Source organism: Bacillus sp. REN10, from assembly GCF_016820555.1.
Classification (GTDB): domain Bacteria; phylum Bacillota; class Bacilli; order Bacillales; family Domibacillaceae; genus Bacillus_CE.
The window spans coordinates 85,082-101,601 of the sequence record NZ_JADHDW010000004.1 but is presented as its reverse complement, the minus strand read 5'-3'; the positions used below and the strand labels follow the sequence as shown (position 1 = coordinate 101,601).

General features: G+C 42.1%; 16 protein-coding genes and 1 other annotated feature. Of the genes, 3 read left to right on the top strand and 13 right to left on the bottom strand.

Annotated features, from left to right (window positions below):
• Positions 1–21: 21 nt before the first annotated feature.
• The 4 genes from IRB43_RS07925 to IRB43_RS07910 form a co-directional block, all read right to left on the bottom strand.
• The gene (locus tag IRB43_RS07925) at positions 22–837 is read right to left on the bottom strand and encodes an ABC transporter substrate-binding protein (RefSeq protein ID WP_203362928.1); all 816 of its coding nucleotides are present in this window, start codon (positions 835–837) and stop codon (positions 22–24) included.
• A 90-nt stretch (positions 838–927) separates the two neighbouring features.
• Positions 928–2,499: an aminomethyl-transferring glycine dehydrogenase subunit GcvPB gene (gene gcvPB / locus IRB43_RS07920; RefSeq protein ID WP_203362927.1), complete on the bottom strand. Its 1,572-nt coding sequence runs from the start codon at positions 2,497–2,499 to the stop codon at positions 928–930.
• 29 nt (positions 2,500–2,528) lie between these two features.
• A complete protein-coding gene (gcvPA, locus tag IRB43_RS07915) occupies positions 2,529–3,917 on the bottom strand; it encodes an aminomethyl-transferring glycine dehydrogenase subunit GcvPA (RefSeq protein ID WP_203362926.1) in 1,389 nt (462 codons plus the stop codon).
• Positions 3,918–3,947: 30 nt separating this feature from the next.
• Entirely contained in the window at positions 3,948–4,724 is a 777-nt protein-coding gene (locus IRB43_RS07910; RefSeq protein ID WP_203362925.1) for an SDR family NAD(P)-dependent oxidoreductase, read from the bottom strand.
• A 226-nt stretch (positions 4,725–4,950) separates the two neighbouring features.
• Here IRB43_RS07910 and IRB43_RS07905 point away from each other — a divergent pair, with 226 nt between their 5' ends.
• A complete protein-coding gene (locus IRB43_RS07905) occupies positions 4,951–6,357 on the top strand; it encodes a sigma-54 interaction domain-containing protein (protein ID WP_203362924.1) in 1,407 nt (468 codons plus the stop codon).
• Between the two features lie 108 nt (positions 6,358–6,465).
• On the opposite strand, the gene IRB43_RS07900 is transcribed toward IRB43_RS07905, so the two are convergent.
• The 7 genes from IRB43_RS07900 to brnQ all read right to left on the bottom strand — a co-directional run bounded on the left by IRB43_RS07900 (position 6,466) and on the right by brnQ (position 12,537).
• Positions 6,466–7,113 carry a YczE/YyaS/YitT family protein gene (locus IRB43_RS07900; protein ID WP_203362923.1) on the bottom strand — a complete coding sequence of 216 codons (648 nt, stop codon included), beginning with the start codon at positions 7,111–7,113 and terminating at the stop codon, positions 6,466–6,468.
• Between the two features lie 83 nt (positions 7,114–7,196).
• The gene (locus IRB43_RS07895; protein ID WP_203362922.1) at positions 7,197–7,871 is read right to left on the bottom strand and encodes a DNA alkylation repair protein; all 675 of its coding nucleotides are present in this window, start codon (positions 7,869–7,871) and stop codon (positions 7,197–7,199) included.
• Positions 7,872–7,962: 91 nt separating this feature from the next.
• A complete protein-coding gene (locus tag IRB43_RS07890; RefSeq protein ID WP_203362921.1) occupies positions 7,963–8,826 on the bottom strand; it encodes an HD domain-containing protein in 864 nt (287 codons plus the stop codon).
• Positions 8,827–8,916: 90 nt separating this feature from the next.
• Positions 8,917–10,260: an MATE family efflux transporter gene (locus IRB43_RS07885; protein WP_203362920.1), complete on the bottom strand. Its 1,344-nt coding sequence runs from the start codon at positions 10,258–10,260 to the stop codon at positions 8,917–8,919.
• Between the two features lie 133 nt (positions 10,261–10,393).
• Positions 10,394–10,546 (bottom strand): hypothetical protein, encoded by a 153-nt coding sequence (locus IRB43_RS07880; protein WP_203362919.1) that lies wholly within the window; start codon positions 10,544–10,546, stop codon positions 10,394–10,396.
• A 15-nt stretch (positions 10,547–10,561) separates the two neighbouring features.
• A complete protein-coding gene (locus IRB43_RS07875) occupies positions 10,562–11,185 on the bottom strand; it encodes an iron chelate uptake ABC transporter family permease subunit (protein WP_203362918.1) in 624 nt (207 codons plus the stop codon).
• A gap of 29 nt (positions 11,186–11,214) precedes the next feature.
• Positions 11,215–12,537, bottom strand: coding sequence for a branched-chain amino acid transport system II carrier protein (gene brnQ / locus IRB43_RS07870; RefSeq protein WP_203362917.1), 1,323 nt, complete (start codon positions 12,535–12,537; stop codon positions 11,215–11,217).
• A gap of 131 nt (positions 12,538–12,668) precedes the next feature.
• Positions 12,669–12,919: a binding site (T-box leader), on the bottom strand.
• 471 nt (positions 12,920–13,390) lie between these two features.
• Here brnQ and IRB43_RS07865 point away from each other — a divergent pair.
• Entirely contained in the window at positions 13,391–14,242 is an 852-nt protein-coding gene (locus IRB43_RS07865; protein WP_203362916.1) for a DegV family protein, read from the top strand.
• A gap of 50 nt (positions 14,243–14,292) precedes the next feature.
• Here the strand turns inward: IRB43_RS07865 and IRB43_RS07860 are convergent, their stop codons facing one another.
• Positions 14,293–14,979: an oxidoreductase gene (locus IRB43_RS07860; protein WP_203362915.1), complete on the bottom strand. Its 687-nt coding sequence runs from the start codon at positions 14,977–14,979 to the stop codon at positions 14,293–14,295.
• A gap of 88 nt (positions 14,980–15,067) precedes the next feature.
• On the opposite strand from IRB43_RS07860, the gene IRB43_RS07855 reads away from it, so the two are divergent.
• Positions 15,068–15,877 carry a hypothetical protein gene (locus IRB43_RS07855; protein WP_203362914.1) on the top strand — a complete coding sequence of 270 codons (810 nt, stop codon included), beginning with the start codon at positions 15,068–15,070 and terminating at the stop codon, positions 15,875–15,877.
• 65 nt (positions 15,878–15,942) lie between these two features.
• Here the strand turns inward: IRB43_RS07855 and IRB43_RS07850 are convergent, their stop codons facing one another.
• Positions 15,943–16,506: a PepSY domain-containing protein gene (locus IRB43_RS07850; protein ID WP_203362913.1), complete on the bottom strand. Its 564-nt coding sequence runs from the start codon at positions 16,504–16,506 to the stop codon at positions 15,943–15,945.
• Positions 16,507–16,520: the final 14 nt, after the last annotated feature.

Here is a 16,520-nt window from a genome sequence, read left to right as displayed (position 1 = left end):
CCATTAAAGTTGGTACACGTTTTATTTTTCTAAAAGGTTCACCCCGAACCATTTGTTGCTGATCTTTTCATAAGTGCCATCTTCAATCATCGACTGAATTGCTTTGTTTATTTCCTTGAGGAGCTCAGGATTATCTTTATTTACCGCAACAGCAATGTTCTCTTTTTTCAATACTTCATCCACTGTCTTAATTTTTAAGTTAGACTCTTTCATAGCATTAATTCCAACGATCTTATCTGTAATAACCGCATCAACGCGTCCTGGCGCAAGGTCTTGTAAAGCATATACATCGCTTGGATAACTCTTTATGTCTTTCGTGTATTGCTCAGCGTCCTGTTTGTACGTACTAGATTGCACTACTCCAATTCTCTTACCTTTCAAATCTGCTCTCGATTTCAAAGTCTCATTTGTGTCAGCTACAAAGATTTGAGCGCCAGAAATGTAGTAAGGATCAGAAAAGTCAACTTGCTTCGCTCGTTCTTCCGTAGCTGTCATACTGCCGATGATGGCATCATATTTTTTTCCTTTCAAACCTTGCAAAATCGTTTCCCATGGGTTGGTCACAGGATTGGACTCTAGTCCGATCCGCTTGGCGATTTCATGACCAATTTCAACGTCAAAACCAACTAGTTTATTCTTTTCTTTGTAGTTGAGAGGCTTCAGCAAACCGCTCATGGCGAATGTTAATTTTCCTTCGTTAACGAGCTTCATTCCTTGATCCTTTTTCGTTCTTTCGTCCGTTGCTCCTGTCGTTTTGGAATTATCAGATCCACAACCACTCAAGACAAAAAGGAAAAGCAAGCTAGTAATTAAAGCTAATGACGCCATCTTTTTCATTAAAAACACCTCTCATCAATAGTTTTCCTTATTTAGAGAAAATGAAGGGCAGAAAGGCAATCAAACGCAAGCTTGATTGCCCTTTCAAAGTTAAATCCGCTCTGGCTGTTTAACTTTCTTTTGATACGCTCTCCATGTAATGCACCATTTTTCTGGATCATCAAGAAAATCTCTCTCGTCTAATTTGTGGATGGTGCTGTTATATGGCGCGTTTTGAACGACTTCTGGATTTTCATATGCTTCTTTTGAGATTTGCTCTAGGGCTGCAATATATTCATCCAAATCAGCTTTGGAATAGCTTTCCGTCGGCTCAAGGGTAAATGGCTGCGGCACGATGTACGGATGATGACTCGTCCAATAATGCAGGCCGAAGTCGGTCATTCGTCTTTGCACATCCTCTGTCGTGACACCTGTTTCCGCTGTCATCTGCTCCCAGCTATAGCGCACTTGTTCAAGGCGCTGCCCTTTCACATAAGGAGCGCTTGCCCCGCGAATCTTTTGGATTTTGTGATACAAATAATTGTTGTTGAGAACAGCGGTTTGTGCTACTTCTTTTAACCCATCTGGACCTAACGCACGAATCCAAGCGTACGATCTTAAAACGGTTTGTGCCACTCCGTGGAAGGCACGTACTTTTCCAATAGAATGTTCAAGATCCTCATTCAGATAGTATCTTTCTCCATCAAATTCTACGATTGGCGCAGGCAAGTACTCTTTTAGTTCTTCCACAACTCCAAGAGCGCCGGTTGCCGGACCTCCACACATATGCGGAGCCGCAAAGGTTTTATGAAGGTTAAAGAAGCACATATCAAACCCTGCTTCTTTTGCACGAGTAATCCCTAAGAGCCCATTGGCATTCGCTTGATCGTAATAACAAATGCCTCCTGCTTCGTGCACAATTCTAGTAAACTCTTTAATTTTCGGATTATAGATGCCCGTATCTTCTGGATTGGCAACAACGAACCCTGCTGTTCGTTCCGACACAACCGCTTTTAATTTCTCAATGTCTGGGAATCCATCTTCATCCGGGTGCAACGTAATGATCTTGAACCCTTTGACTGCTGCTGTTGCCGCTTGTGAAGGATGAGAGAAAATAGTTGTAATGATTTCATCGCGTTGATCGCCTTCTCCGCGAGATTCATGATATTTTCTCGCAATAGAAGCCATCGCAAACAACGCTTGCGTGCCGCCGCTTGGCTGAAAAGAAAAGTGATCCATTCCAGAAATTTCTCTCATACATAAATCCAGCTTATAAATAATTTCAAGCATGCCTTGTACCGTGCTTTCATCTTGAAGCGGATGCAATTCCATCATTTTCGGATTCCGAATTAATAGCTCATTAATCTTTGGAATGTATTTCATCGTACATGTGCCTTGACCAATTTCAACGTTAAAATCTGATCCTAACGTTTCTTGAGATAGGCGCACATAATGTCTGAGCACACGTGCCTGACCGATCTCTGGAAGCTTCGGTTTCTCTTTTCTCACCATCTCGTTCGGAATCGCCGAAACGCCATCGCCAACTTCTGATATAACGAATGGATCTGGTAATGGAATTTCAACGCCTCTTTCTCCTTGTTGATGCAGTTCAAAAATAATTGGTTCATTCCATTTTGCTTGGTGAAAATCTCTCACTTTGCTTTTTCTCTGGATCTTTTCCATTTTCAAAATCTCCTTTCCTCTTATATGAATTAGTTCGCTACTACTTCTTGTAGGGATGTGATCAAACGATCGATGTCACTCTTCGTATGAACTTCCGTAACACAATACAGAGCCGACTGACCGAACTCTGGAAACTCCTTAGAAAGATCTTTGCCTCCGAAAATCTTCTTCTCTAGTAGTTTTTTATTAATCTCTGCAACGGACAGACCCGTATTATTAAAGTCAACGATAAATTCTTTAAAGAAAGGCGAGCTTAATCTAGAGCCTTTTACGCCCGCGATTTTATTCAATTGCTTCACAGCGTATTGACTATTTTGCATAATGGTTTGTCCTAACTCATACATTCCAGTTGGTCCGAGCAAGGACAAATACACGCCTGCTGTAATTCCCCATAATGCTGTTTGAGTGCCTACAGATTCCTTCCCTTTTTCCCGTAAAGCAAAGGATGTCCGATCGTAAGCGACATCGCCAAAGCCGTACTCACCTTCTTTTACTGTCGGAACGATCCCGAACAGGCGGGAAGGATATTCATTCACAAATTTTTCTTCATCTCTTGTGGCGATAAAGCCCGCTTGACCGCCGCTGTAATTCATATGCATGCCGAGCGGCTGAAGATCGCCACAAACAATATCCGCCCCATATTGACTTGGTGGTTTCATCACCCCTAATGAACTAGGGTCCACCCCAACAACGACAAGCATGCCATTTTTCTTGGCGATTTCAGAGATTTCATTTCCTTGCGACTCAATAAAGCCCAAATAGGACGGATTTTCAAAATAGATCGCTGCTGTATCAGCGGATGCTTTCTTCTTCAAATCTTCTAAATCTAATTGCCCCATATTGGTATCATGCTGTAAAAAAATAAATTCAAGATCTGGAGAACCATAGTTTTGAATAATTTTCGCCCGTTCTGGAGAAACCGTATTGGCTATCAATACTTGTTTTCTTCCAGTAATGCGGGCAGCCATTCGAATCGATGTAGCGGCTGCTTGTCCCCAGTCAAATGTAGGCACATTCACGACATCCATATCTACCAGTTCAGCTAGCAAACTTTGATATTCAAATAGCGCCTGATATCTCCCATGATCCTCATAAGGTTCTCCAGCATACGCCGTCAAAAACTCTGATCTCTGATTCACTTCATCACAAACAGCAGGGACAAAGTGCTGCCAGCATCCAGCCCCTAGAAAATTCAAATAGTCATTGGCGCTAATATTTTTACTCAATAGCTCTTCGATATGGCGACGTAGGCCATATTCTGTTAATGCTTCTGGGATATTCATTTCTTCTTTCAAATGAAGCTCCTCTGGAATGCAAGAATATAACTCCATCGTAGACTGAACACCAATTTCTTTTAACATTTCTTCTTTCACCTTAGGTACCATATTTGGTATGTAAGGGTGTACATTGTTTGTCATAATAATACCTCCTAAAAAATTTTGTCTTCCTTACGCTAGGCCGCCTCCATCAACAACGAGCTCTGTTCCTGTCACCCAAGCAGAGAGGTCGCTTGCTAAGAATAAGACTCCTTTTGCAATGTCGCGTGGAGTACCAATTCGTGCTAACGGGCGGTCTGTAGCTGACCCTTTCAAAAATGCTCCCTCTTCCACGTCTAATTGCTTCGCTTCGTCTCGTAATAATGGGGTATCGGTATCCCCTGGGCAGATGCAATTCACACGGATATTTTGCGGTCCATGGTCAATCGCCATCGCTTTTGTCAAATTGACAACCCCAGCTTTCGCAGCACAATAAGCAGCTGCTTTGTCTCCGCCTTTCAATCCCCAGCCTGAGCCAGTATTGATAATGCTTCCTCCGCGTTCACTGCTCATGAGCGGAATTAAGTATTTCGATAGCAGATAGACACCTTTTAACGACACATCAATCACTGAATCCCATTCATTCTCCTCTAACTCCACCACAGTTTTTCTTTTAATGATGCCTGCGTTATTAAAGAGAACATCTACGTGTTTATATGTTTGTTCGATATACTCGTTGACCTTTTCACAATCTGCTTTACTTGTCACATCACATTTTAAAAATTCGGCATTGAAGCCTTTGTCGCGTAAACCTTGTGCCGCTTGAGCCCCACTTTCTTCGTTAATATCAAGAAGAAGAACCGTAGCCCCCACTTCCGCTAGCAATTCGGCGGTCGCATACCCAATCCCTGATGCCGCTCCTGTCACCACCGAGACTTTATCTTTTAATTGAAAATAATCGACTTCCATTACACATCCTCCTTTACTGTTGTTGCTAAATAATATTGCAATAAGCATGCCAACTTAATAGAGCGGTAAAATCAATGATTTCAAAGCTTAACGGCATAATTCTTTGACAAAAATGTCAAAAACAAAAATAAATTGACAATTTTTAATATTCAAAATTATAATCAAAAAACATAAACATTCTTTCATTCTCAAAAACTAGGAATGAAAGTACAAGGGAGGGTATCTATTGTCACCAATCAACTCGATTTCCAAAGTGATTCACACGTTTGCAGAGCTTTTACAAATTGACATCGCTTTTTTTGATCATGAGGGTGTGCTGATTGCCTCAACGGAAGAATATAAGAGAAGAAAAGGGAAGAGAGTTCATTTGCCCTTTTTTAAGAAACTGTATGAGCATCCAATCAGCTTTTTACACAAGCCAGGACATATGAAAATGTGTCAAGGATGTCACTTCCAAAAAAATTGCCCCTCCACCGTAGAAATCATACAAAACATGGTGAAAGATAGTCATCAATACGGCTACCTTGCATTTGTAAGCTTTTCTCCAGAGGGGGAAAAGATGTTAATGGAGCGTCAAAAAGAGTACAGTTACTGGATGGCACAATTAAGCGACATCATCATTAACCTACTGAATGAAAGTGGAGCATTTCGGCCAGAGATCAAGCAAGACAACGAAAAAACCAATTATATTCTTGGTAACACTCATACATTAAAAAACTTAAAAGAGCTCATTAAACAGCTGGCTAACAGCACCTCTTCTATTGTCATTACAGGAGAAACAGGAACAGGAAAAAGCTTACTCGCCAAACTAATTCATGAACAAAGCATGTTTCAAAAAGGAAACTTTATCGAGATCAATTGTGCAAGCATTCCAGAATCTTTATTTGAGAGTGAGTTATTTGGCTATGAAGAAGGAGCATTTACTGGAGCAAGAAAAAAGGGGAAACCCGGATATTTTGAACTGACAGATAGAGGAACTCTTTTTTTGGATGAGATTGCTGACCTCCCCATCCACATGCAGCCAAAGCTTTTAAAAGTATTGCAAGATGGCATCGTACAGAGAATTGGTGGCACCCTTTCCAAAAAGGTAAATGTTAGAATCATTTCCGCTGCTAACCAATCATTAGAAAAACTCATCGACTCAAAACAGTTTCGTTCAGATCTTTATTATCGCCTAAATGTTATTCCTATCCATTTACCCCCTCTAAGGGAAAGAAAAGAAGATATTGCCGAACTAGTTCCGATTTTAATGGAGAAACTGCAAACCCGAACAGGAAAGTTTATTCAGGCTTTCGATAAGGAATTTTTAAAACGACTAAAACAGCATCACTGGCCAGGAAACATCCGAGAACTAGAAAACGTCATTGAATACAGCATGAACATGGAAAAAAGCACCCAATTAACCGCTTCCTCATTGCCTGCTTTTTTGCAAGGAACGAATCACACCATTAATTATGCACCAAAAGAACAAGACCCCGTTACCAATATGGAAAAAGAAATGATTATCGAAAAGCTGAACCAATATGGCTATGACCGCGAAGGCAAAAAATTGGTTGCTGAAGAATTGGGAGTGAGTGTCCGAACCATCTATCGAAAAATAGATAAATTTAAAATCGCTTCACCTGCTAGATAGAAAGCTGGCCTCTTAGGAGAATGAACCTCCAACCTTGCACATGGCGGTTCATTCTCTGTTCTAACTCGTTTCATTTTGACAAGTGCAAACAAAAAACACCTTGTATCCCTACAAGATGTCTTTCTCCAGTATAGAAAATGATTCGTCTTTTTCAATCAGCTGCTTGAGCCATTTTTGACATGGCGGCAAGGTCACTTGAATGATTTTTCCTAAAAATAACGCGATGAAAATTGTGCCGACCCCCACTGGTCCCCCTAAGAGCCAACCTAAAAGAAAGACGGTGATCTCCATCCCATTTCGAACGAGAGTAATGCTCCAGCCCGTTTTATCCACAATTAACAGCATTAAACTATCACGCGGTCCTGCTCCAAGATTGGCAGATACGTATAAACTGATGCCGAATCCTAAAATCAGAACCCCGACGATGAAAAACGCTAGCTGAACAACAAACGTCTCTGGCGCTGGCAACAAGGCGTTAAAAATATCGATAAAAACACCAAGCAAAAGCATATTTACAATCGCCCCGATTTTCGGCGGAGTTTTCGTTCCAATCCATGTGGAGAGAATAATAATGATGCCGACAAGGATTGACCAAGTGCCGATCGTTAAGCCAAGCTGTTTATATAGACCGTAATGAAACACATCCCACGGACCAATGCCGAACACTTTGCCTTTAATCGTTAAAGCCACGCCCAATGAAAGCACAACCAAACCTAATATAAAAAAAGTCCATCGCAAACGATATTCTCGGCGCATACGCAACCTCCATTCCGATCAGAATACTTTTTTATTTAGTATTCCGAAATAGTTCCTTCATCCACTTTAGCATATACACCTCATTATTTTAAGAGATTTTTTACCGCTTCTCGTTTGCTTAATGAAGGCAGTGAATGTTGCTCCACAAATTGTAATACGAATGAAGGATTGGTTTTCGCGTACTCTCTAAGCGCCCACCCGATCGCCTTTTGGATAAAAAACTCCTTCTGTTCGGAGTGATGGAGAATAATGGATTTGAGCAAATGAACATCTGTTTTTTCCTTATATTTCAATTGAAACAAAATAGCGATTCGGTTGAGCCACATATTGTCGGATTGATCCCAACGCGATACCCAAACCGCTCGCTCATCTGGATATTTCATCAAAATTTGCCCCATTAACTTAGAAGCAATCAAATCAATCGTATCCCACCAAGACTTCGATAAAGCGATATCTTCCAGTAAAGGCAAATGCTCTGGAGTCAGCTGGCGCAACGCTTTTTCCAAAAAAGCTAACGCGCAATATTGATACTCCCGCTCAGGCATCACCCAAAGCGTACGAACAGTCTCCGGCAACTCCTCCATTGTCGGCTTCCCGTATTCCTTGAGAAATTCTCGAAAAATCGCTGTCCGTTCTGGTGCAGGAATGCCAAGAAAGGAGAAATGATCTTTCATATACGCTGCCATTTTTTCCGCACGCTCTTTATTTTCTTGAGCTTGCATATGGGTGATTAGTGGTTGTATGTATGACAAATCCATTGCTCACATTCCTTTCTGATAAAATTAGTACATAACAGCCTCTACACCTACAATCACGGAGAGGCTTACTTACTCGGGAGTGACAGGCATCTTATTTACACAAATTCCTAAAGGCACGCCTTACCATTTCTAACTCATCCATTTGATAGTGTTCATGAATAGCCAAACATAAGCTAGCGATCAAAAAAGGGCCATCTGAATTGCTTTGCCAGTTGATTCCATGCTGTTCTAGCAATGACAAAACATCTTGAACTCGCGGATCTTGCGTTCGATAGAGTGTTTCCATTCGGTGGAAGACCGTCAGTTGCTTTCGTTTTTCCGGGTCTTTTCCCCAAGATTTCCTTTGCTCCTCATTGATTCCATAAGGAAAGCGGAAATAGGCATCGAGTTGCCGGCGAGGGAGCATCGGATTTTGCCCGAACACTCTTTGTGCTTTTTGGTCAAGTTGCAACAGTAATTGAATAGGGACATCCGTTTGAAATAATTGAATGATCAATGATTGATAATACCAGCTTTGTTGCTCCTTGCCGCTGTTAAAACGATCCCATACTTGATCACCTATTTGTTTATAATCTTCATAAATGGAGGAGAGATTGTGAAGTTTATCCGCACAAACAATAGTCGTGGCTTCTTTCGAGAGATGTTTGATTCCTTGAATGGTTTGCTCTTTTCTTATTTTCCACGGCAATGATTTATCTTTTTCCGAAGCTTCTTCTACTAAGCTGGTTACTTCATAGCCAAAATGGTGAATGAGTTGTTCGCGCGTCACCTGCGTATCTTCTAACACATCATGCAAAATTCCGGCCGCGATCGTTCGTTCATGACACCGATATTTTTGCAAAATCATTCCGACAGACAGCGGATGAACAATATAAGGCACCGTTGATTGTTTTCTCATTTGTCCTTGATGAGCTTCAATCGCAAACGCCATTGCTTTTTCTATCAATTTCGTCACATGAACTCCTCCTTTTCTGCTTTTCATACTTACACAATAACATATCACCTATCTACATTTTCGAAGTAGGTGCACACAAAAAAGCCAGGATTAATATCCTAGCTTTTCATTCGACAAATTCCGGGGAGTGACAGGCACCAAGAAGACGCTTCTGCTTAGACTAAAGATGATGAAGGCGCACCATAGTCCGTGGTTTCCGAAAGGTGGGATGGCTAGTATGTATACTAAAAAGAAAAGAACGGCGGCTTGTAGGATCGAGTTGCGGACAGGTTTGACGTATGTTGCTCCTGTAAATATGCCGAAAAATATTAAGCCGCTCGCTGCAGTCAGCGGGAATAGCACAATCCACCAAGCATATTTTTCTGCAAGCATAACGATCTCGTCTGTGTTCGTGAATAATTGCAATAACGGCTGTTGCAAGAGATAAAATAGTAGCGCTACGATTCCACCGCTGATCCAAGACCAATTCGCTGCCTTTTTCAAAATGTCACGATAGAGAGTGTTAGATTTTGCACCAACTGCCCGCCCTGTAAACATGCTTGTCGCATTGGCAAAACCGTCAAACACAGCTGCCATTAAAAAATGAACTTGCAATAAAATCGCGTTGGCCGCCAGAATGTCTGTGCCAAAATCCGCTCCTTTAGCGGTAAATACATTAAACACAAACAATAGACAGATCGTGCGAATGAATAAATCTCGGTTCATTTTCAGCATGTTCCATAAAGCAGAGACATCGAAAGTCTTTTTCCAGGACACGTTCAGCCTTTCTGCCGATACTTGCTGTTTCACAAAGAAAAGGCCGATCACGAGGGCAAACATTTCAGCTACAACCGTCGCCCAAGCGACACCTTGAATCCCCCAGTTTAACCCTAATACAAACCAAATATTTAAGCCGATGTTCACCATATTCAAACCGATTTGCAGTAAGACTGTTTTTCTAACCAAGCCCTTTCCCATTAACCAGCCCATCAGTACATAGTTCGTAAGCGAAATCGGGATGGACCATATCCGAATGCCATAATAAATGGAGACATAAACAGCCACCTCATTACCTGGATTCATCAATGCCAATGCTGCTTTTTCAATCGGCACTTGCAGCACGACTACTAGAAACGAAATGATCCAAGCGAAAAGCAAAGGTCTGGAAACAGCAAACCATTCCTCTTCTTTCTTTTTCGCTCCAACAGCCTGTGCCACAAAGGCCGAAGTACTCATCCGCAAAAAGCCGAACAACCATAAAATCGTATTAAAAATCATTGTGGCGACCGCTACCGCTGCGATCAAGGCGGGTTCTCTTAATTGGCCAATCGCAGCCGTATCAACCGCCCCTAATAAAGGCGTCGTTAAATTTAAAAAAACGAACGGCAACGCCACAGCTAAATATTGGCGATGAGTTAATGTCAACAAAGGTTGCTCTAATCTTTTTTCATTCATTTTCGATAATCCTTATCACCGCTAAACCCTCGGCTTCCTCTTATTTGATTATTTCGAAAATTCCTACTTTAACAGGAATTGGCTTCCACTTTTGCTTCTCCCATCCAAGGATCACCAACAGGAATGGAATCTTTCAATGAAAAAATGTTTTTTCTTTATATGTATTGGAGTGAGCGACCGGTGTTAATCCCATAATCATTAATTCTTTAGCAGATCCTGATAAATCAACAATGCGTTTCGGATTAGCAGGAATATCTTCCTCCCCCAATTTATGATTCGCCTTCACTGTTTCTTCTTTCGCTCAATTTTCTTTTTTGGCCGCTTTTTCTTTTCCACCGCAACCATCCATCACAATTCCTATTATAATACAGGTTAGTAATAAAACGGAGATTTTCTTCATGTTCTTTTCGCAATATGCGGAGCAATTAATCCAAGGAAAGCGATGCCTCCCCCAAAAGCTACACATATAGGGGCTAGCATCACGGCCATCGCAATGATCCGTTTTCGTTCCTTTTTCAACCGAATGCCATATCGTCATTCGATACCAAGCCAGTGGCACAATGAGCAGTATCCACGGCAAAATAGCAAAAACAAAGCTCCAGCTCACTCCCCACAACGGCCTAAGCAACCATTGCCTCGCAAACTCAAAATTTCCTGAAGCTAACTGAATCGGCAATACAGTAATGACCGTCTGTAAAGCAGTGGTGACTGCTACTCCCGCCAAAATTAAACTCATGGGAAGCAATTCGCCCTTTCGAATAGCTAACAAATAAACGAAAAAGGCAGCCGCAAATCCGCCAACAAGAGCACAAAACGACAAGAAGTAAAGCATCCATTCCGTTTCCACATAGATTTTGCCAATAACTTCGGGGCGTGACAGCCACCTCAGGCCAAAAAAGCCAGGATCAATGTCCTGGCTTTTCATTCGACAAATTGCGGGGAGTGACAGGCACCTTAGGCCAATTCTCCCACTGTGTCTGTTTTTTTATCAAATTGACTTAGTAATAATCCCAGAGCTGCACCGACTAACGCTGGAACGATCCATTCTAGGCCGAATTGGGCGAGTGGAAGCTGTTCTCTTACGGTTTGGAGTGGCCCTAAGTTCATGCCGAATGTGTGCAGTCCTCCGAGTACAGCGAATACCCCGGTGAATAAGACGGTGCTTCCGTATACTTTCTTGGTATTTTTAAAGTAGCGGTGGAAGAATGTTAGGACGATAAGCACGATCGTTAATGGATACGCCGTCACAAGGAATGGCACTGATACTTTTAAAATTTGGGCAAGCCCTAAATTCGCTAACGTAAATCCAACAAGCGTTAATACGAGCACTAATGTTTTATAGCTGACTTTCGGAAATTGCTCGGCGAAGTATTGGCTGCAAGACGTCGTTAAACCGACAACCGTTGTAAAGCACGCTAACGTGAAAATCAAGCCAAGCAAGATCATGCCGTTTTGTCCTAATAAAAGAACCGATGTCGCTGTTAAAATGTCTGTCCCATTTTCAAAAGTGCCGCTCGCTGCCATTTTACCGCCGATTAAACCAAGGCTGATGTACACTAATGAAAGCAAGACGCCAGCGATCATCCCAGCCTTTAATGTGTACTTCGTTAATGCTTTACTGTCCGTGATTCCTTTTTGGCGAATCGATGTAAGAATGACGATGCCATACGCTAAAGCGGCTAAGGCATCCATTGTGTTGTATCCTTCGATAAATCCTTTAAATAACGCACCACTTTCATACCCTGCTGTTGGTGATTGCATTGGTGCATCTAATTTCATGAAGCCAACGACGCAAAGAACAACCATCGCCACAAGTAGTACGGGTGTGATCCAGCGGCTTAAATATTTTTCCATTTTCGAAGGGTCTAAGCTGATCACATACACAAGGGCAAAGAAAACAAATGTATAGAGAAATAATGTCAATGCTGGATTCCATGTTTCATTTAAAAATGGTTTCACGCCCATTTCATACGCCACGTTCGTATTTCTCGGGATGCCAAGAAACGGACCAATCGATAAGTACACGCCAAACATAAAGACTTTACTGAAAACTGGATGCACGCGGTTGCCGATCGTTGGTGCTCCATCTTTCACAAGTGAGACAGCTAACAAGACGGCAAACGGCAAACCAACACTTGTGATAATAAACCCAGCCATCGCGAGCCAGTAAGATGTGCCTGACTGCGCCCCTAAATGAGGCGGAAAAATCAGGTTCCCTGCTCCAAAAAACATTGAAAATAACATTAAGCCAATAAATAAAGTGTCTAATTTTTTCATTGCAGATCTCTCCTTTTGTTTTTGTGAAATAAGAAATGCGGAAGGTGCTGTCCACTAGTCGCTAGCACCTGCAGCTGAACAAAAAATGCGTATGTACCGATTCTGGAAAAATAAAAAAACCCGTCCCCAAAAATAGGGACGAGTTTGTGCTCGCGTTACCACCCTTATTCCGTTCATATCTGTAAAGACACGAACAGCTCTCCAGTCACGTACAATCATACGCGCTCCATGATAACGGCGGAAATCCCGTCAAAGCTTACTATTGTTCAGCTTTGCATCTCAGAGATGATTTTCAGACAAGTCCTGAACATCGGCTCTCACCAACTGCCGATTCTCTGGAGAACAGGGGTCTTCTCGTACTCTTTCTCGTCATAGACTTTATTAATTGATTAATAAATTATCAGACACTAATCATTATGTCAATATATTTTAATAATTTAGATTTAAAAAAATATTATTTTTTCGATATAGTAAAAACCTTGTCTATCAAAATAAAGTGAAACTTCAATTAATGAGAGTTTTCTTCATCTCCCACTGATGAAAAGAGGAACAAAAGATAAAGTTGCAACACTTTTGTAACCTGCATCGTGCAGGCCCGAACCGATCGGGCATTTATAGGCTGTTGCCCCCACCTACATGTTATTCTTCACCCACTTCCCCTCCAGTCCTCCATACATATTATCCACAGCTTTATCCTTTCAACAGCCGAAGATCAAAATTCTGGCACCGCTCCATTTTGTCAACAGAATCGACAAAAATCGGGGCGTGACAGGCACTCCCCGATCAAGGTATAATTATCTCTACAAAATACTACAATATTCGGGGAATTTAGTACCTGGAAAAGGATGAAGATATGACAAAAAAGAAGATTGCTTGGGTGACAGATAGTACAGCCTTTATTACGGAAGAGTTGCGCAATCATCCAGATGTGTATGTGGTTCCTTTGAGCATTATTTTCGGTGAGGATGCATTTGAGGACGGCATTACGTTAACGACCGATGAATTATATACGAGAATTAAAGCGGAGAAGGACATTCCAAAAACTTCACAGCCGCCAGTGGGCGTGTTTGCTCATTTATTTGAAAGATTAAAAGAAGAGTATGAATGTGCGGTAGCCATTCATGTCTCTAGTAAACTAAGCGGCACATATGCGACTTCTAAAGCAGGAGCGGAACTCGCCGGAATCGACGTTCATATGGTCGATTCTAAATCGATGTCTTATGCGATTACTTCGTTGATATATAAAGGAATGGCATATGCGGATGAGCATATAGACCCAGAAACAATCGCTGAAAAGCTGAATGAAGAAACAGCTAACTCACAAAACTTAGTGCTGTTAGGAAGCCTCGAGCAATTTTATAAAGGAGGCCGCATGTCCGGTACATCCTATTTGCTCGGTACCATTTTACAAGTGAAACCTATCATTTGTGTCAATAGCAACGGGGAATTCGAATTATGCGAAAAAGTGCGCTCTGAGAAGAAAGCGCTTAAGCGTGTGTTGGAGATTGTCAAGGAAAAATATGAAACACATCACGTCCCTGAAATTCGTATTATGCACGGCAACGTCTTAGAAAAAGCCCAAGCTTTCCAGCAAATGCTTGAAAAAGAACTGCCAAACGCAAAATTTGTCATTGGCGAAATCAGCTCAACCATCGCTGTTCATGCAGGAGAAGGAACGATTGCACTCATTTGGGAAAACGAGTAAGAAGCAGCCAGAAAGTCAAGGAAACTGACTTTCTGGCTGCTTCTTTGACCTTACGAGCGATTTCTCCCACTTTTTGGACACACCCTTTTTTCATCTATCTGGTCAGATTCGTATATATGCACACCGCTCTTCTCCGTTAGCGCCGCCGCTACCATTGCGCGAGCCACCGTCTCGGCATGAATCGGCTTATATTTTTTCATCGGGCCTGCAAATAGAAACGGAAACGCTTGGAAGAATTTTTCGGCAGCCGCTTCACCGAAACGAAAGTCCGAGCGCTCACCTAATAAAAGCGATGGCCGAAAAAGATGAAGCCCGTTCAGTTCGAGCGTCTGCAAGCGCTGTTCGAGCTCCCCTTTGACCCGACTGTAGAAAAACGGCGATGCTACACTCGCTCCCATCGAGGAAATGACCAGAAATTGAGAAGCGTGATGCCTTTTGGCCAGCTGAGCCAGCCGTAGCGGATAATCCAAATCGACGACGCGAAAGGCCTCTTTCGTTTTCGCCTTTTTGATGGTGGTGCCAAGACAGCAAAAAGCATGATCCACTCGTCCATCCAACATGAGCTGATTGAGAGAATCAAAATGGACGACTTGCTCTTCTAACTTATCATGCGCCATTCCCGACGCACGCCGAACGAGCGTGATCACTTTTTCATATTCTGGAGCGGCTAATAATTGCTGCACAAGCTTCATTCCCACCAATCCTGTTGCTCCAGCCACAAGCGCAATTTTTCCCATAGATACTCTCCTTTTTTCATTAAGGTGCCCTTTTCATTCCATTCTTTCTATATAAAGGATAAAGATATAAAAATGGAGGGCACTTTATATGCGTTCAGGTCCAATTACTCAATTTCAGTCACATAGCCAATTTCGTAACTTACAAGAGTTTAATCATCACATGGAAGCCTTTTTATTTGAGCATAAAGGGGATTTTACAAAAAGTGAATTGATTTGCTTGAAAACGTTGATTCGTTTTTGCGCGAAAGTGGCAGGTGTCAGCAACGCCTCGATTGCCACATTATTGAAAGCGGCAAAAAGCAAATTCGGGCCCGTGTCTGAATCAACGTTTCACCGCATGAGACGAAAAGCGGTCCAACTCGGCATTTTACAAGTGCATGCCACAGAGAGAAAGAACCACTCGCAATCAAGCAATCTTTGGGTGTTTCAGCGCTGGATGAATGACACCCCCACCCCAGCGAGCAAACCGGCCGAGCCTGCGCCACAGCAAGAAACAATCGTGACACAAATGACATCCCCTCAAACTAGTACTCTTATAAAAACTAATCAGTCTTTAAAAACACGTAGTTTACACGATGTACCCGCATCATTTATTTCCTACGCTAAAGCTATTTGGAATGACCCTTGTATGATTAAAGAAGGGTATCGAGTGGTTCAGTTATCCACAAAATTTTACTTTCACTTCACAGAAGAAAACCGCGCTCAACTCGGTCGCCAAGCATTAAGCATTCTATTCCGCAAATTGAAAAGCGGAAAACGGATCGAGCGAATATTTGGCTATTACTGGGGAATCGTCAATCGTTTGTTGGATGAGCAGTACTTCGAGGTGTTAGATGAAGCAGGTTATGAAAAAGAGTGTGTCTGTTTCAGCGGTCATCTACACCCTTTTTTAGCATAAAATACTTTTAATTTCGCAAACAAAAAGAGGCAAACAAAAAGTTCGCCTCTTGCAATGGCTATTGATCAATCATCATCTTCTTCGTCATGGTCATCATCTTGGTCTTGATAGCGATCATCATTGTATTTGTCATCTTCAGGGCGAATAGATGAGACTTCACCTGTTTGGGCGTTGATATACACTTCGACTTCACCTGTTACTGTGATGACTTCTACTTCATAGACCCATTGGTTGTTTTTTCTATCTAAATCAATGTCGGTCACTTTGCCATCGACATGTTCCAACGCGATTTTCTTTGCTTCGTCACGCGTGATTTTCATTTTGTTTTTGGCTGGTTGCTCATTGTTTTTCTTTGATACGACTTTGCCGGTTTGGGCATCGACGGATACTTCTTTGTCACCTTTAGCTGTCCGGATTTCCACTTCGTACGCCCATTGATTATTTTTGTTCTCTAAATCCACATCCGTCACTTTGCCTTTGACACTTTTTAATGCGATTTTCTTTGCTTGATCACGCGTAATTTTTACTGCGGCGTTTTTCTCTTTATGAGTAGCTGCCTCCGCTGTTTGCGTCATGCCGCCTAAAGCGAGTGCGCCTGTTAACGCGAGCGTCCACCATTTTCTCTTCATTTTATCCTCCTCCT

What these genes read in the sequence shown, in the direction of transcription:
- IRB43_RS07925 (WP_203362928.1), bottom strand. Translation starts at nt 837, where the DNA reads ATGAAAAAGATGGCGTCATTAGCTTTAATTACTAGCTTGCTTTTCCTT.
- gcvPB (WP_203362927.1), bottom strand. Translation starts at nt 2,499, where the DNA reads ATGGAAAAGATCCAGAGAAAAAGCAAAGTGAGAGATTTTCACCAAGCA.
- gcvPA (WP_203362926.1), bottom strand. Translation starts at nt 3,917, where the DNA reads ATGACAAACAATGTACACCCTTACATACCAAATATGGTACCTAAGGTG.
- IRB43_RS07910 (WP_203362925.1), bottom strand. Translation starts at nt 4,724, where the DNA reads ATGGAAGTCGATTATTTTCAATTAAAAGATAAAGTCTCGGTGGTGACA.
- IRB43_RS07900 (WP_203362923.1), bottom strand. Translation starts at nt 7,113, where the DNA reads ATGCGCCGAGAATATCGTTTGCGATGGACTTTTTTTATATTAGGTTTG.
- IRB43_RS07895 (WP_203362922.1), bottom strand. Translation starts at nt 7,871, where the DNA reads ATGGATTTGTCATACATACAACCACTAATCACCCATATGCAAGCTCAA.
- IRB43_RS07885 (WP_203362920.1), bottom strand. Translation starts at nt 10,260, where the DNA reads ATGAATGAAAAAAGATTAGAGCAACCTTTGTTGACATTAACTCATCGC.
- IRB43_RS07875 (WP_203362918.1), bottom strand. Translation starts at nt 11,185, where the DNA reads ATGAAAAGCCAGGACATTGATCCTGGCTTTTTTGGCCTGAGGTGGCTG.
- brnQ (WP_203362917.1), bottom strand. Translation starts at nt 12,537, where the DNA reads ATGAAAAAATTAGACACTTTATTTATTGGCTTAATGTTATTTTCAATG.
- IRB43_RS07865 (WP_203362916.1), top strand. Translation starts at nt 13,391, where the DNA reads ATGACAAAAAAGAAGATTGCTTGGGTGACAGATAGTACAGCCTTTATT.
- IRB43_RS07860 (WP_203362915.1), bottom strand. Translation starts at nt 14,979, where the DNA reads ATGGGAAAAATTGCGCTTGTGGCTGGAGCAACAGGATTGGTGGGAATG.
- IRB43_RS07855 (WP_203362914.1), top strand. Translation starts at nt 15,068, where the DNA reads ATGCGTTCAGGTCCAATTACTCAATTTCAGTCACATAGCCAATTTCGT.
- IRB43_RS07850 (WP_203362913.1), bottom strand. Translation starts at nt 16,506, where the DNA reads ATGAAGAGAAAATGGTGGACGCTCGCGTTAACAGGCGCACTCGCTTTA.